Genomic DNA, 14,683 nt, shown 5'->3' on the forward strand with positions numbered 1-14,683 from the left:
TCGGCCACTGCCGATCCCTCGTCGCTGCCGCGCGAGGATCAGAAGTCGGACCGCCGAGCGGTTCGTTCGCGAACCCGAGGGACCGACGTCGAACACCACAGTTCATCGGGTTTATATTTTTGATTGTCAGATTACTACCTACACACCGGATGGCCCCCCACAACGCAGATCGGGATTCGGATGTCCGCATCGTCGAACGGCCGGTCATCACCAGCGCCACCGATCCCGTCTTCAGTCCGCCCTCGTCGCTCGAACCCGACACCCACGTGCTCCACCTCGATTGCGTGTTCTCCCCGCAGGCGCGCCTGCAGCACTGGTCCGAGACCGACGTCGACCGGCTCGCCGAGGTGGCGATCGTCCACACCGGGTACGCCGTCGACGACGCGACGGCCGTCGAAGCCGCCGGCGAGTCGCTGGGGATTCCCACGCGGTTCACGTACGTCGGCAACCCCGGCGACCTCTCGCAAATCGGGCTCGAACTCGTCAAGTTCTGCGATCGCACTCCAACTGATGACCCGACGATCGTCTACGTGGACTCGGTGTCGCTGCTGCTGCAGTACAGTTCGGTGGACGCCGTGGTCTCCTTTCTCGAGCGGTGTCTCGAGCTGTTCGAACAGCACGACGTCTCGGCCCGACTGTTTCTCACCCCGGCCGTCCACGACCCGGAGACGGTGGAACGACTCCGGTCGGTCGTCCCCGAGTAGCGTTTCCTCGCTCTCGCAGGGGACGCACTCTTTCACGGTCTCGTGAATTGATGGGGATCATCGTAGCAACCTATCGATTCGGTTTCAGCCGATCCGAAGACCGGGGCCAGCCGAGGTCTGTGGCTCCCCGGTCACCTCCGTTACTCCCTCTGACAAGCCCGAAGCCGAAGCCTCGGAAGCGTCGTTCCCCGGCGGCTTCCAACTACTTTTTGTACTTGAGACAACAAGTTAGTGCTGATGAGTATCGACCTGCTCCGACGGCAACCGTTCCCGTCGGAGTATCACCTCCTTTTGTTCACCGGTCTGAACGCGGCTGCGGCTGGCGGATACCTCCTGTACTCTCCGGAGCCGGTCCTCTGGGATCTCCTCGTCGTGCTCGTTCCGCTGGGCGTCTCACTCGGACTGGGGCTCTTCACGCTCCGTCTCAGACGGCGACAGCTCGAAACCGACCAGGTGAACCGGATCGTAAAGTGGGGCTGGGTCGGGACGGTGGCCGCCGCCGCGATCGCGGGGTGGATGATCGCGCTGCACCACGTCAACTCGGCTCCGATCGGCGGCGTGATCGATCAGACGCTGATCCTCATCAGCGTCGGTATCGGCGCCGGGGTCTTCGTCGGAAGGACCCGTGCCCGGACGCATCCGGCTCCCTCGCCGTCCCGACGGCGGTCTGCCGGCGGGCGGAGGCCCGTTCCCGATCGGGACCGCGTCCTCGCCGAGAACAGCTGGGTGACGCAACCGGGCGACGATCCGATTCTGGAGACGGTCGTCCAGACGCTGGCCGACGCCGACGGCGTCGATCCGCTCGAACTCGAACCGATCCACACCCACATCGATCCGGACCTCTTCGCACGCCTGCTGCAACAGGAGGACTCGGAGTGGCAACTGCTCTTTTACACCGACGAGTACGCGGTCCAGATCAGTAGCGTGGGTACGGTCACCGTGTACGAACGCGAATTATAATCGGTTCGGGGCGGAAAACCAACGGCCCGGCACTTCTGACGGTCTCTCTCGTCCCTTCGATGGCGACCGCGGGTGCGACGCGAAACGCTCTCCCGAGTCGCTCTCGGTCGCGTGGTCGCGCCGAGGCGGTCGGGACCACCGTGCAACCGCGGTCAGCAGAACACTTTTCTCCGAACGTGGACCACCGGTAGCTATGTCCCAGTTCCCCGGGTCCGACGCGTCGTCCCCCTACGACATCTCGACGGTCGATCTCACCGACGACCGCTACGAGGTCAAACAGTCGATGATCCGGAACAAGTACGTCGTCCGCGACGGCGCCGGTGACGTCGTCCTGCGCGGCAAGCAGAAGCTGTTCAAGATGAAAGAGGAGTTCCCCTTCGTCACCGGCGACGGCGCGGAGGCGTTCACGGTGAAGGCCGGCGGCATTCTGGACGTCGCCGGGAACTACGCCATCACGGACGCGGGCACCGGCGAGGAGGTCGTCGTTCTCGACGAGGACTTCTCGCTGTTCGTCGAGAACTGGACGATCCGCGACCCCGAGACGGGGGAGGCGCTCGCGACCATCCGCTCGAAGAACAAGCTCCTCTCGGCGCTCCGACACCTCGTCTCCGTCGCGAACCTCGTCCCGAACAAGTACGAGATCTTCGACGCCGCGGGCGACCACGTCGGCGACATCGAGGGGCAGTTCTCGCTGCGGGACACCTACACGGTCAGCATCGACGACGCCAGCAACGTCCCGAAGGAGGCCGTGATCGCCGCCGCGTGCATCCTCGACGCCCTCGAAAACCAGTGAGGTGAGATCCGGTGCAGTCGTCGGGCGCTCCGGTTGTGAGACGTGCGGCGACGCTGGCTCGCGTCCGATTCGGGGTTAGGAATCCTCCGGAACGTCGGCGCCGCACTCCTCGCAGTAGTCTGACTGCCACGGCACGGTGTCGATGATCGTCGAGTCGTTGCCGCAGTTCGGGCACTCTCGGGTCATTGGTCGGGCCTACGGGCGTCGTTGGATCGTACGAGAGGACGTGTCAAATAAGTTTCCTGAAAATTCCCGAGTGACGGACGGCGTAATTAGTTGACGTTCTCGCGTGCGTCTCCGGCCGGGACGCACGGCGTCCCGCGACCGACTACCACGACCCCGCTACGGCGCGTTGGTAGGCCCGCTCAGCCCGGTCGGCGACGGCATCCCAGTCGTACTGCTGGGCGCGGTTGAGGGGATCCGTCGGCGGTCGTCTCCCTCCCAAGGCGGCGTCGAGCGTCTCCGTGAGGGATTCGACCGTGGGATCGACGAGAAAGCCGGCGTCGCCGACGACTTCGTCGGCCGCGGAGTCGGGGTGGTCGGCCGCGATAACGGTGCAATCTGCGGCCATCGCCTCCGCGAAGGTGAGCCCGAAGCCCTCCCTCGTGCTGGGGGAGGCGAAGACGTCGGCGGCGCGCATCTGACCGAGGACGTCCTCGTAGTCGTCGAGGAAGCCGAGGAACTCCACGCGGTCGGCGTGGGTGAGTGCGTCGCGCTCGCGTTCGAGGCGGTCGCGCTCGGGGCCGTCGCCGACGACGCCGAGCGTGACGTCGCGGTCGTCGGCGACCGCGTCGAAGGCGTCGAGGAGGAGGTCGACGTTCTTGTGTTCGACGAGCCGGCCGGCGAAGAGCACGTCGTAGCCCCGGTCGGGCAGCGGGGCGTTCCGGATCTGTCCGACGTCGATACCGTTCGGGACGACGTCGATCCGTTCTCTGTCGGGACCGATGGCCGCGAGTCGGTCGGCGGTGATCTCGGAGATCGCGATCGGGTGCTGTGGCGTACGGGCGGTGAGGTGTTCGGTCAGTTTGCCGAACGGGGCGAGTGCGCCGAGGTACTCCTCCCAGTATTCGCCCCAGACCTCGTGCCAGGTCGTGACCAGCGGCGTGTCCGTCCGGAGGCTCGCGAGTTCGGTGGCGAGGACGGGGAAGTACGGAAAGACGCTGGCGACGACGACGTCGTGTTCGTCTTCTCGGAGCCGGCGGCGGAGCGGCGGGACAGCTCGGACGGCGAAGTCGAGGGCCTCCGTGATGGAGCGGCGCTCGCCGGCGTAGAGTTCGGCCTCGGGGGCGACGGCACGGAGGGTGATGCCCTCGTGGGTGATCTCTTCGGGGCCGTCCCAGAAGTGGCGGCCGTAGATCGTGACGTCGTGGCCCCTGTTCGTGAGTCGGGTGCCGATCTCGTGGATGCGCTTTTCCGCACCGCCGGTCACCCAAGGATAGACGACGTTGCTCACGAAGGCCACGCGCATTGTTTTGAGTGGTAATGGACAGCGACAATGGTCTTTCGATGTGTCGTCGGACTGTAGATCGGCGTCTGCTCGCCGGCCTCGGAACGGAGCCGGCATCGAACGCGCCGATTCGAGAGTGGTCGACCGAGGGATGTCGCCTCCTGGTACGCGCGGCACTGCGCTGACCCGTCGGGGAGCGGGTCACCACGACAGGTACGCGTGAAGGATCGTAATCAGGACGATCGCGAGGAACAACCCGCCGAGTAAGAGCATCGCGACCATCGCCTCCGCGGGGGTGAGCGGTCGCATATCACGCACACAGCCGTGCACGACGGAACCATCCACCCGAACGGGCTAAGTTAGAGACATTTTACCCTGGTCCGCGTCGCCGGGGGTCGGTCCACACGGGCCGGTAGGCGGTCGCTATCCCGCGGGAGTCGCCGGCGGAGTCCGCGCGCCGCCTGCTCACAGATAGCGAAACACAAGCCCGCGACCCCAGTCGCGAGAGATGCACTCGGCCTCTGTTTCGCTCGGCGTCGCTGCGAACGCCTCGTACAGTTCCACGTTCCCTTCCAAACCGCGGTCGAGCCGACGTTGTGCATCCCGATATCTCTCGACAGTCTCTCGGCGAGCTATCGATTTAGGTTTCGGGTCGTTAACGTAGGTACTATTCAGATGGGAAGCCTATGGAGAGAGGGCACTCGAGCGATTGTTCACGGTTTCGTTCCTTCGTGCTCGCAGGATCCATTTCTCTTCTAGGCTCGAGACGGGCGTGATCAGCCATAGCCGTTCCAGAGAGAGCCTCGTTTCGACTCGAAATATAAACCAACGGATGATAACACACCCGTATGCAGGCACTGGTACACTTCACTGTCGGTATCAGTATCGCGCTCCTGATTTTCACGCGCGTCGATCTCCCTACCCCCCAGGAGTTCCTCCTGATGTTCTGCAGCGGCTTCTGGGGGTTGGTCCCGGACGGTCACTGGCTGTTTCGGGAGTTCGGGATTACGGGCGTCGCGAGTACCTGGCGCGCCGTCCACCAGACGGTGTACGTGAACGTCTTCTGGTTTCACCACTTCATCGACAGCATCGAGACCGGACGGAACAACCTGGAGGCTGGAATCGCGCTCGGCATACTCCTCGTGGCGGTCGCCGGGTATCACCGCTACAACGACTGGACGATCAGTTGAGTCTCGATGTGGTGATCCGCGGGCGGGTCCGCTGAACCGCCGGCGAACGGCTCCCGCTGCGTCTCGAGAGCATCGCAGTGAGGATCGCTCAGGGATCCGTAGACTGCCGTGCGGTGTCTCTCGATTGTGCGTATTCGGGGACGAGCAGTAGGCCGATATCCCTCGTGACCGCGATCGCGTTTCCGGTCGAAGAGCGGCTCTCGGGTAGACGCCTCGGCCGCGGTCCCGGTGAATAGACGGAGGCCGCAAAACGTTTCCCCGGTGACAGTCAGATACGACTATCGGATGGACGAGATGACGACGGAACGAGCCGTCACCTGGGTGTTGGCCGTGGCGCTCCTGGCGTCGCTCTTCGGCGTGGTGTTCTTCGCAGCGAATCCCCCCACGGTGACGGAGCCATTCACGGAGTTCTACATCCTGGGGCCGGACGGGAGCGCGACCGACTACCCGACGAACCTGTCCGTCGGCGAATCGGGGACGGTGATCGTGGGCGTGACGAACCACGAACACGAGGCCGTGAGCTACACGGTGGTGATGAAACTGGACAACGAGACGGTCGGAGAGCGACCAGTGCGGTTGGGAGACGAGGAGACCTGGGAGGGGGAGATGTCCTTCACCGTCGAGGAGCCGGGTCGGCAGCGGCTTCGGCTGGAGTTGTACCGGGGTGAGGTGTCGGGGGAGCCGTATCGGTCGTTACGGTTGTGGGTGCACGTTACGTAAGATCTCGGTAGATATTCATCGTCTCTTCGGCGGCCCTCTCCCAGGAGAACTCCCACGCTCGTTCTCGCGCTCTCGTCGAGAGTGCTTTACGCTCGGTTTCGTCTTCGAGAAGTCGTTCGATGGCCTCGACGTGAGCGTCCGTATCGTGCGGATCACACAGGATAGCGGCGTCGCCGGCCACCTCCGGAACGGAGTAGACGTCGGAGGCGACGACCGCACAGCCGGCCGCCATCGCTTCGAGGACCGGCAGGCCGAACCCCTCGTGGAGGGTCGGGAAGTAGAACACGGCGGCTCGCTCGTAGAGGTCGACGAGTTCGTCCTCGGGGACGTAGCCCCTGATTTCGACGTTCTCCGTTTCCGGTCGGTCCGGGATGTGCTCGTCCCACCCGCTGCCGGCGATCACGAATCGACGATCGAGCCGTTCCGCGGCTTCGACGATCGCGGCGGGGTTCTTGCGCTTCGCCGCGAGGCTGACGTGGAGCACGAAGGGCTCGTCGTCCGTCGGTGTGGTCTCGTCGGCGCGGTATCGCGCGTCGACACCGTGGCGGACGACGTCGATCTTCGACTCCGGGAACTCTTTCCTCAGCGCCGCTTTGACGCTCTCGGAGATCGCGATGATTCGATCGCAGCTGTCGAAGAGCCACGTTTGCGTGAGGTGATTGAGCGGGTAGAGTCCGGGTCGGGCGGTGAGTTCCGGGCGATCGAGGAAGAAGAGGTCGTCGGTGGAGACGACGACGGGCGTGTCGGATCGGAGCATTCGGAACAGCGTGAGGTATTCGAACTCCGAGAGCGCCGCGCGGGAGTAGAAGTTCACCTCGAAGAGGTGGACGACGTCGGCCTCGCGCCAGTCGTCGACGGCGACGACGTCGCGGTCGGTGAGGGCATCGCGGAGCGAGGACATATAGATGTGTTCGGAGGCGTTGGTGTCGGTGAGAGTGAAGAAGTGAACGCGGAGGGGATCGGTCATCGATGAATCACTTATATCCGAGGTGTTCCAAACGGTCTTCGATCTCGTCCGGCATTTCGTCTATCGAATCGTCGCTTTCGCCCGTGAAATCTCTGCGGTTCTCCCGCACTTCGTCGACTCGTTTTCGTAGCTCGGATACGCGCTCCGGGAGCCGTTCTCCCGTCTCGGGATCGATCGCTCGATCGCCATCCTTGTCGTGGATGAACATCGCGTCCTTCGTCCGGAGCATATAGTGGTCCCGATTCCACTCGGCCGGGATGTTGGCGAGGATACCCGTGGCGTCGGGCGAGTACTGACCGACTCCCGTGCTCTCGGCGTAGACGGCTCGGTCGTCGTCGAAGTCGTCCTCGAAGAGGTTGCGTCCGCGGATGAAGTCGTCCGTGTCGATCCCGGCGAGATCGAGGATCGTCTTGTGGATCTCGAGGATGCTCGTCACGGCGTCGATATCCCTCTCTGGGACTTCATTGCCGAGCGCGACGGCGGGGACGTGGACGAGCTCGGGCCAGATGCCGTACTCGTGTCCGCGGAAGCCGTGCTCGCCGAACATTTCGCCGTGATCGGAGATGACGAAGAGCGCGTCCCAGTCGACGCGATCGATCAGTTTCGGGAGTTCGTCGTTCAGGTAGCGGGCCGCACCCCTGTAGTTCTCCCAGTGGCGGGCGTGTTCCTCGTCTGTGACGGGATCCCTTCGGAGAGTGAGGTGGAAGGGTTGCGTGTCGAGTGGCTCCTCGTCGGCGTAGCCCTCGGGTGGTTCGTACGGGAAGTGTGCCGGCATCAGATTCGCGAAGAAAAAGAGATCATCCGGTGGGTTTTCCAGGTGTTCGTCAGCCCCGTCGTGGGCCCACGAGAGAGTGTTCGAGTCGTCTGCCACGTTCGACCGGAGGAACTCTACACCCGTGCGAAGAGTCCGGAGCGTCGGGGCGTCGCTTTCGACGACGCGTTTGACCGCACGGGCGTAGCGAAGCGGACCGTCACCGATGGTCGAAAATAGCTCGTCCCAGTCGAAGTCGTCGGAGCCGGTGGGTCGCCCTTTGAGATTCGGTCCCCTGACTAACTCATCGAATCCACGACTGAAATTGAAGAAGGGATCGATGTGGACGTTGTTGCTAAACGCGACTGTGTGGTAGCCGGTGTTGGAGAGCCGTTCCGCCAGCGTCGGACGATCAGTCGTGAGATATCTGTTTTCGGAATGGGTACCGGTTTCAGTCGGGTAAAGACCTGTGAATAGAGACGCGTGTGCAGGCGCAGTCCATCGTGAGGTAGAATGAAATGCGTTCAACGACGAAGTGGCGGAGTTGAGGTCCGTACACTCAGAACAGAAAGTATCGTAGCGTAGCGTGTCAAGTACAACGATGCCTATCTTCACTCGGACCACGTCCGTTGCGCTAACCTCATTTACAAATTCCCCGATATCGCAACGTCTCGGTTCCAACTATCCGATTGGATAGAAAAGCATTTCTATTTGATACACAGTTTACATTCAATCACAAGGAGGAGCGTGAACTACTATCGATTCACGCCGATCTAAAAAAGAAACCAATGGATGTCGAACTAAACGTCGGCTGGGTATACCCCGCGATGGGACACTCGGTAAACGAGGAAAGCGCGAACTACGGACATCCGGCTCACCGGGGCTTCCAGCAGCACATCGATGCCGATCCGATTCTCTTGCCCGATGTCGATATTGGCCCATTTGCTGGGACGTTCGCGAAACCACTCGTGGAAGCTTGGCAGCTGGCCATTCCTGAGTACGACGTGTATATTTTGGAGAACGCGGAAGCAGTATACGCCGCTCCGTTCATCCGGCGAGCGTATCCAGACGCGACAATCATTCTCCTCGCTGCACACCGCGTGTTCGGCTTGGAGAGCTACGACTTCGCTAGCGATCCGTTCCCGAAATCAGTATTTCGCCGAGGAGAACGATACCTCGACCAGAGACTCATTCGGAGGTTCATACGAAGTTACGTTGACGGTGTACTCGCCGTGTCCGACCTAGTCAAATCGACTGTCGAGCAGTTCGCCCCCGGCCTGCCGGTCGAGGTCGTGTACCCGTACGTTCAGCCGGATATGGTTGAGGCTCTAGACGGAGTTACGCCGAATCTGGGATCCAATCACGCGGTCACCGTCTGTGAAGGTCGCGACCACAAGGGCGTAGATCTACTGGTCGAGGCATGGTCGCAGGTTCGCGAGCAGATTCCGGATGCGACACTCCACATTGTTGGTAGTGGTCATCCTGAGAAGTACGAATCAACGCCCGGCGTCACGGTTCGAGGGTTCGTGGATGATCTCGGCGACGAGTATGGGAAGGCATCATTGTATGTTCACCCGGCGCGCGCTGATGCCTTCGGTGTGACGGTTACGGAAGCGATGCGTGCCGGCGTCGTCCCGCTCGTCACACGTACTACTGGAGCGTACCCTATCGTTCGAGAGGTGTCGCCAGATATGGTCGTCGAACTGAACGTCGAGTCGTTAGCAGATGGGGTTATAAGATACTTTGAGCAAAGCGATAACGTGCGACAACAGTGGTCCAAGCAGGCTATTAAGGGGTCTAAACCATTCGTGGAGGACAAAATGATTAGAAAATTCAAAAACTGGCTTCGAACATTACTTGAAAAAGATAATTATCGTATACAGTTCAAGAATTTACCGAAACAATAATTTATTAGAGATTAATGGTATGTTATATCAATATTTCCTATTAAATATTCTATATTATTTTAATTCTGTCTAGTATTCTTAGAAAATATTTCTGTTGGAACGCTCTTCTGTAGGAGATTGTTGATACTGGCGAGCTGTCGCTGTGGAGTCGAAGAGGACAAGGGCACCGCGTCAGCGGTGCCCGACACGGATGATTCCGCTAGATGCGTTTGGGTCGGAATCGGTCGCAGCGGACCTGCTCCAACAGGTTCGCTGGCGTGACGGTGTGACTTGTCCCCGCTGCCGTTCTGACCGAACGGTCAGAAACGGCAGCTATGGGAAGTTTCAGCGGTATCTCTGTAAGGATTGCGGCCGCACATTCAACGATAAAACCGACACGATCTTCGCTCATTCGAAGATCGCGCTCCGCAAGTGGCTGTTTTCGACCTACGCCTTTCTCCGGTTTAACACCAGCCTCAGGCAGTTATAGTGCGAAATCGAGGTCACCTACAAAACGATCCATAGGCGTGTCGAGCGCTTCACCGAAGCACTCGACGCGCCGTCACTCAATCTCGTTGGCCCGGTCGAAATAGACGAATTCTACGTCTCTGCCGGCCTCAAAGGCCGCGAGCGCGACCGCTGGTCGCGCTCTCGCGGTCTCTCCCGACGTGGACGCGGAACGTATCACCAAGACAAACCGCCAGTTTTCGTTCTCGTAGATCGTGGCACCGAGCAACGATACATCGTGCCAGCGAAATCCGCAGATGAATCGACGATTCGGCTCCTGCTGGCTGACCGCCAGCAGGAGCCTCTCACCGTCTATACCGACGGATTTTGCGCGTACGAGCCCCTTGCGGAAGATGAGAATTTCGACCGTGAATACGTCGTTCATAGAGACGGTGAGTACACCGATGACACGGTCCACGTGAACACGTGCGAGAGCCACGCGTCGCTGGCGCGACGGTGGCTCTCGCCGCATCGAGGCATCTCAAAAGATCGTCTCACACAGTATCTTAGAGCGTTCCAACTCAGACGAGAACTCTATCGCAAACCCGGACGAAAAGCGCTCAAACACGCCATCAAAGCCACTCTCTGAAATCAACAATGTGCTCCACAAGAGCGATGAATGTTTACTGCCAATTGGCGTACTCCAGGCTTCTTCCCGATTATCGGGCCAAATGAATCAGCGATTTTAGAATACACCCTTGAACGCGTTGATGACGGGACAGTATGATCAGTTTCCTCATCCATTTCAGTTGTGAAGTCCTCGTAATGGTCGAAATCTGCAACTGTGTCATATCGCGTCGAGATCGTTGTATTAGAATGGAATGCTGCCGTAGTCAATCCGAAGCTTTGTACTGGTGTTGCAATTGTCGGACATTCTTCAACTGCCTCACCAGGAACATACTGGGAAGTCAAGAGAGAAGGAAGAGATTGCGCAGTATGTGGGCCGTTTGCAATCGTTGGATCCACTTGGGTTGCATTAGCCAACCAATCATCTATAACCGACATAGTATTTCGCCGGTATCCATATTGAGAAAGATGGTCGGCTCGGAGAGCATCAACCGTAATTATGATCGTCGACATTATTAGTAGATAGAGGTGTCTTCATCATTTAATAAGTTGCTCATCCACAGGAGACTATTGACACGGTTACGGGATGCTCAATAGGGAGTTACCTTTTGATTGTGTGCGACCCGTCAGATCCAGTCGGATTTAAATACTTAGAACGTGACCGGTGAACACGACTGATGGCTCTGAATATAGTCTGCGTTTCTATTGATAGCCTTCGAGGTGACTTTTGTTCATTTATTGAAAGTGACGAGGAGACAACACCGTTTTTATCCAAACTCTCGAACAATGCAATGGTTTACGAATCAGCAATCACGCCCTCGATATGGACACTCCCTGTCCATACCTCGATTTTCACCGGCCACTTTCCACCCGAACATGGTGTTCTAACCGGCAACGAAGGGTTAGGTGATCATCCGACTTTTGCAGAACAATTACAGGATGCTAATTATACAACTAAGGCGTTTTATTCAAACGGTTGGCTAGATACCGCAGATATCCTACGGGGATTCGACACCAGTTGGAGTTCTCAGCCCTCTAGTCAGTCTGAAGAAACAGTTAAGAAAAAAGTTTCAAATGGAATAAAATCTGTCTCCCCAAGACTTCAAGAAGCCGTGAAAAAAAGCTATTCATATTATGAGGGGTCTCGGGCAAGAGAGGCTTATGATCTCTACAATTTGTGGCGATCCTCAGAAACATCCCTGACTGGAAAGGATACGGATGGAGAACGAGATGTGAATTCGGCAATAGATGAGGTGAAAAATATCACAGAGCCATTTTGTTGGTTCCTACATCTTAATGAAGCACATTGGCTGTATAAACCACCAAACCCTCACCAGACTGCGTTTACTGATCGTTCAACCCCAGCACTGATAAAAAATGCAGTGTATTGGCAGAACCGTGTCTATGGATCTAGACCGAACCGTCTCAAGACTGTTGCCGACGAGATCTCTCCCCCTGCGCGCGAAGTTGAAACGTTCCGAAATCTCTACCGAGGGGGTATCCGATACTGCGATAGTCTCGTACAGAAATTGGTAGAGAGTTTAAAATCGGCTGGTGTCTGGGATGACACTGTATTCATTCTTTTCGGTGACCATGGCGATAGCTTCGGTGAAAACGGTGTGTTTGGACATCACTTCTCAATGGACGAATCGCTCATTCGGGTTCCGTTACTAATTCATGACCCCACGGGTCAGATCTCTTCTGGTCGAGTCTCTAAGCCTGTTTCTCTAGTTGATATTTATCCGACCGTTTTATCGCTTGCTGATGCTGATATACCGGAAAATAGTGGATTTGATCTTACTAAAGAGACACGTGATGAGGCTTTCTCTTATTATGATATCAGTAAACATGATTACTATACAAACGATTACGGGGTCAGTAAGGATGATCTGCCACCACCAATACAACATCTCGTTTGGCGATCTCAATCGGAAAAGGCTATTCACTACCCCATTAGCGACGAATATCATATTGTCGGGGCAAATAAAAAAGAACTCCGGAACTTACTACAGGAGCACAAAGCTGGATTCAACTTATTGGAAAATAGTGAGAATGAACTGAGCAAAAATGTTCGAGACAGACTAGAAAAAATAGGTTATCTGCAAGAATAATACAAGCACATGACACTAATGGAACTCCTCAATAAGATATATACGGCGGTTGGTATGATTCGAAACGGGCAGACAAAGAGGTTAGTAGCTATATTATCAGATAAGTATAGAGAATGGGTAGATATACCGCAAAACAATTCACGATATGTTTTCTTGTTCCCTATTATAGTGCTAGAAGAGATTCACATTTTACTTGATGAATGTTCGCTTGCTTATCCACTCCATGATGGGGGGTGGCAGATAATCGAATTGTCTGATTTTTCTCGTGGACGGCAGATTCTAGTACTAACTAGAAGTGTTATAGATACACGACATGGATCACCTAAACACACCAAACTGATGGAAGATATATATTCGTTTGATGGGTTTGTTACAGTTGAACAAGACGATATAATAGTTGATGTCGGTGCATATATTGGTACGCTATCTTTCTGCTTTGCTGAAACATCAAGCATCTTCATTTCGATTGACCCGATGGCTGCAGTAAGTGATGAGCTAAAATATAATACACAATCATATTCAAATGTTATTACTGTGCCGAAAGCAGCATGGACAAAAAAAACAGAATTGGAAATTAACCAGTCGTCGCTCCCGAACGAGAATTCTGTTCTCCAACCCGATCAGCGCGATTCAAATAGCTCTTTTACTGTTGATGCTGATACTGTACCAAATATTGTCAAAAACCTTGGAATTGAGCATATTGACTATCTTAAAATCGAAGCTGAGGGGGTCGAAATGGAGATTCTAGAAGCAGCACTCGCAGATGAGATCGAGATTGAGAAAATCGCAGTAGATGCTAGTGCTGAACGAGACGGTAGTGGTGTTATTGATGAAGTGGGTGCTATTCTTGAGTCCTACAATTATGATTGGCGAATTAATGAGGAAGCTCCTGAATGGGGTTCAGAAATTGTCTTCGCAAAACAAGAATCTAGTAAATGACGGCAGAAGTACATACACTCTGACAAAACCGCTCAATTAGATTTCCATTTTGTCGATTCAAAATACCTGTTTCATATTCAATAGTGGTCTCTCATTCTACGCAAAGTCAAGAACGCTTGGTTATGATTTTCGAACCAATGGCTCGTACCACTCTTGGTTCTCTCTGTACCAATCGACAAATTTCTTGACCCCCTCACGAATTGTATATTCTGGACTGTAGCCTATGAGTTCATCAGCCTTCGATACAGCTGCGTGAGTATGTTCAGCATCAGCGTCGTATCGTTCAGCATACTCTAACTCTAACTCTGGAGCCAACTGATCACGGACTTCCGTAGCTAGCGCCCGAATCTCAATATTATCTGATGAACCAATATTTAGGACCTCTCCATCTGCTTCGTCTGACTCTAACAGCGTCAGATTCGCGTCAACAATATCTTCGATGTACGTGAAGTCGCGTGTTTGCGTCCCATCCCCGTATACTACCGGTGATTCCCCGTTCATACATCGGGATACGAAGTTCGAAATAGCCATATTCGGTCGCATCCGCGGGCCGTACACCGTGAAATATCGTAGCGATACCGTCGAAATGTCGTATACCTCGTGATAGGCGGCTGCGTAACGCTCGGCAGCAAGTTTCGATGCCCCGTAAGGGCTCACAGGGAGTGTCGGATCAGTTTCTTCGAACGGAACATACTCACCACGCCCACCGTATACCGACGAAGAAGATGCCACTACAATCCGCTCAATATCTGTTTCGCGGGCCGCATCTAGAATATTTAGTGTACCATCAACATTCACCTCATCGTACACTCGTGGCTCCGCAACGCTGTCGCGGACACCAGCACGCGCTGCTTGGTGGAAGACGATGTCTGTTTTACTGACGAGGTCGTCAACTAAATTACTATTCCGAACATCACCTTCGACAAACGCATAGGTACACCCTTCAGCCTCGGCAATTGATTGGTGGACATCCAGCGTGTGTTCCTTAATCTTGAGATCATAGTAAGGGTGCATCACATCAAGAACCGTAACATCGTGGCCGTCTCTAAGGAATTGCTCGACGAGATGACCGCCGATGAAGCCAGCACCACCCGTGACGAGTATTTGCATTACCCATCCTGTTCTCAGCGGTTCTAAAAGA

Annotated in this window: 13 protein-coding genes and 1 pseudogene; 9 read left to right on the plus strand and 5 right to left on the minus strand. The window is 56.3% G+C overall.

The genetic code is table 11. From position 1 onward, the window contains the following. Positions 1–149 precede the first annotated feature (149 nt). From DV707_RS05610 to DV707_RS05620, 3 genes are all read left to right on the plus strand, one after another. Positions 150–704 (plus strand): DUF7504 family protein, encoded by a 555-nt coding sequence (locus DV707_RS05610; RefSeq protein ID WP_103990206.1) that lies wholly within the window; start codon positions 150–152, stop codon positions 702–704. 237 nt (positions 705–941) lie between these two features. After that, on the plus strand, positions 942–1,664 hold the full coding sequence (locus DV707_RS05615; protein WP_103990205.1) for a HalOD1 output domain-containing protein: 723 nt from the start codon (positions 942–944) through the stop codon (positions 1,662–1,664). 193 nt (positions 1,665–1,857) lie between these two features. Beyond that, a complete protein-coding gene (locus DV707_RS05620; protein WP_103990204.1) occupies positions 1,858–2,457 on the plus strand; it encodes an LURP-one-related/scramblase family protein in 600 nt (199 codons plus the stop codon). A 328-nt stretch (positions 2,458–2,785) separates the two neighbouring features. Here the strand turns inward: DV707_RS05620 and DV707_RS05625 are convergent, their stop codons facing one another. Next, complete coding sequence (locus DV707_RS05625; RefSeq protein ID WP_103990203.1) at positions 2,786–3,925, minus strand: glycosyltransferase family 4 protein; 1,140 nt, start codon at positions 3,923–3,925, stop codon at positions 2,786–2,788. Positions 3,926–4,752: 827 nt separating this feature from the next. Here DV707_RS05625 and DV707_RS05630 point away from each other — a divergent pair. Together DV707_RS05630 and DV707_RS05635 are read left to right on the plus strand one after the other, a co-directional pair. After that, a complete protein-coding gene (locus tag DV707_RS05630; RefSeq protein WP_103990202.1) occupies positions 4,753–5,094 on the plus strand; it encodes a hypothetical protein in 342 nt (113 codons plus the stop codon). Between the two features lie 294 nt (positions 5,095–5,388). Continuing rightward, a complete protein-coding gene (locus DV707_RS05635; RefSeq protein WP_160113909.1) occupies positions 5,389–5,814 on the plus strand; it encodes a DUF1616 domain-containing protein in 426 nt (141 codons plus the stop codon). Here DV707_RS05635 and DV707_RS05640 read toward each other — a convergent pair. Beyond that, positions 5,807–6,781, minus strand: a complete 975-nt coding sequence (locus DV707_RS05640) for a glycosyltransferase family 4 protein (RefSeq protein WP_103990200.1) — start codon at positions 6,779–6,781, stop codon at positions 5,807–5,809. The genes DV707_RS05635 and DV707_RS05640 overlap by 8 nt on opposite strands. A 7-nt stretch (positions 6,782–6,788) precedes the next feature. After that, positions 6,789–8,147: a sulfatase-like hydrolase/transferase gene (locus DV707_RS05645; protein WP_160113908.1), complete on the minus strand. Its 1,359-nt coding sequence runs from the start codon at positions 8,145–8,147 to the stop codon at positions 6,789–6,791. Between the two features lie 173 nt (positions 8,148–8,320). Here DV707_RS05645 and DV707_RS05650 point away from each other — a divergent pair, with 173 nt between their 5' ends. Continuing rightward, entirely contained in the window at positions 8,321–9,439 is a 1,119-nt protein-coding gene (locus DV707_RS05650) for a glycosyltransferase family 4 protein (RefSeq protein WP_103990198.1), read from the plus strand. 190 nt (positions 9,440–9,629) lie between these two features. Next, a pseudogene (locus DV707_RS05655) lies at positions 9,630–10,514 on the plus strand (IS1595 family transposase). Between the two features lie 2 nt (positions 10,515–10,516). On the opposite strand, the gene DV707_RS19285 reads toward DV707_RS05655, so the two are convergent. Beyond that, complete coding sequence (locus DV707_RS19285; protein ID WP_103990197.1) at positions 10,517–11,005, minus strand: sulfatase-like hydrolase/transferase; 489 nt, start codon at positions 11,003–11,005, stop codon at positions 10,517–10,519. Between the two features lie 164 nt (positions 11,006–11,169). On the opposite strand from DV707_RS19285, the gene DV707_RS05665 reads away from it, so the two are divergent. Next, on the plus strand, positions 11,170–12,603 hold the full coding sequence (locus tag DV707_RS05665) for a sulfatase (RefSeq protein ID WP_103990196.1): 1,434 nt from the start codon (positions 11,170–11,172) through the stop codon (positions 12,601–12,603). A gap of 18 nt (positions 12,604–12,621) precedes the next feature. Next, on the plus strand, positions 12,622–13,542 hold the full coding sequence (locus tag DV707_RS05670; protein ID WP_160113907.1) for an FkbM family methyltransferase: 921 nt from the start codon (positions 12,622–12,624) through the stop codon (positions 13,540–13,542). Between the two features lie 120 nt (positions 13,543–13,662). Here the strand turns inward: DV707_RS05670 and DV707_RS05675 are convergent, their stop codons facing one another. Next, on the minus strand, positions 13,663–14,652 hold the full coding sequence (locus DV707_RS05675) for an NAD-dependent epimerase/dehydratase family protein (RefSeq protein ID WP_103990194.1): 990 nt from the start codon (positions 14,650–14,652) through the stop codon (positions 13,663–13,665). Positions 14,653–14,683 lie beyond the last annotated feature (31 nt).

It is taken from the genome of Halobellus limi, assembly GCF_004799685.1.
In the GTDB taxonomy this organism is placed as follows: Archaea; Halobacteriota; Halobacteria; order Halobacteriales; family Haloferacaceae; genus Haloquadratum; species Haloquadratum limi.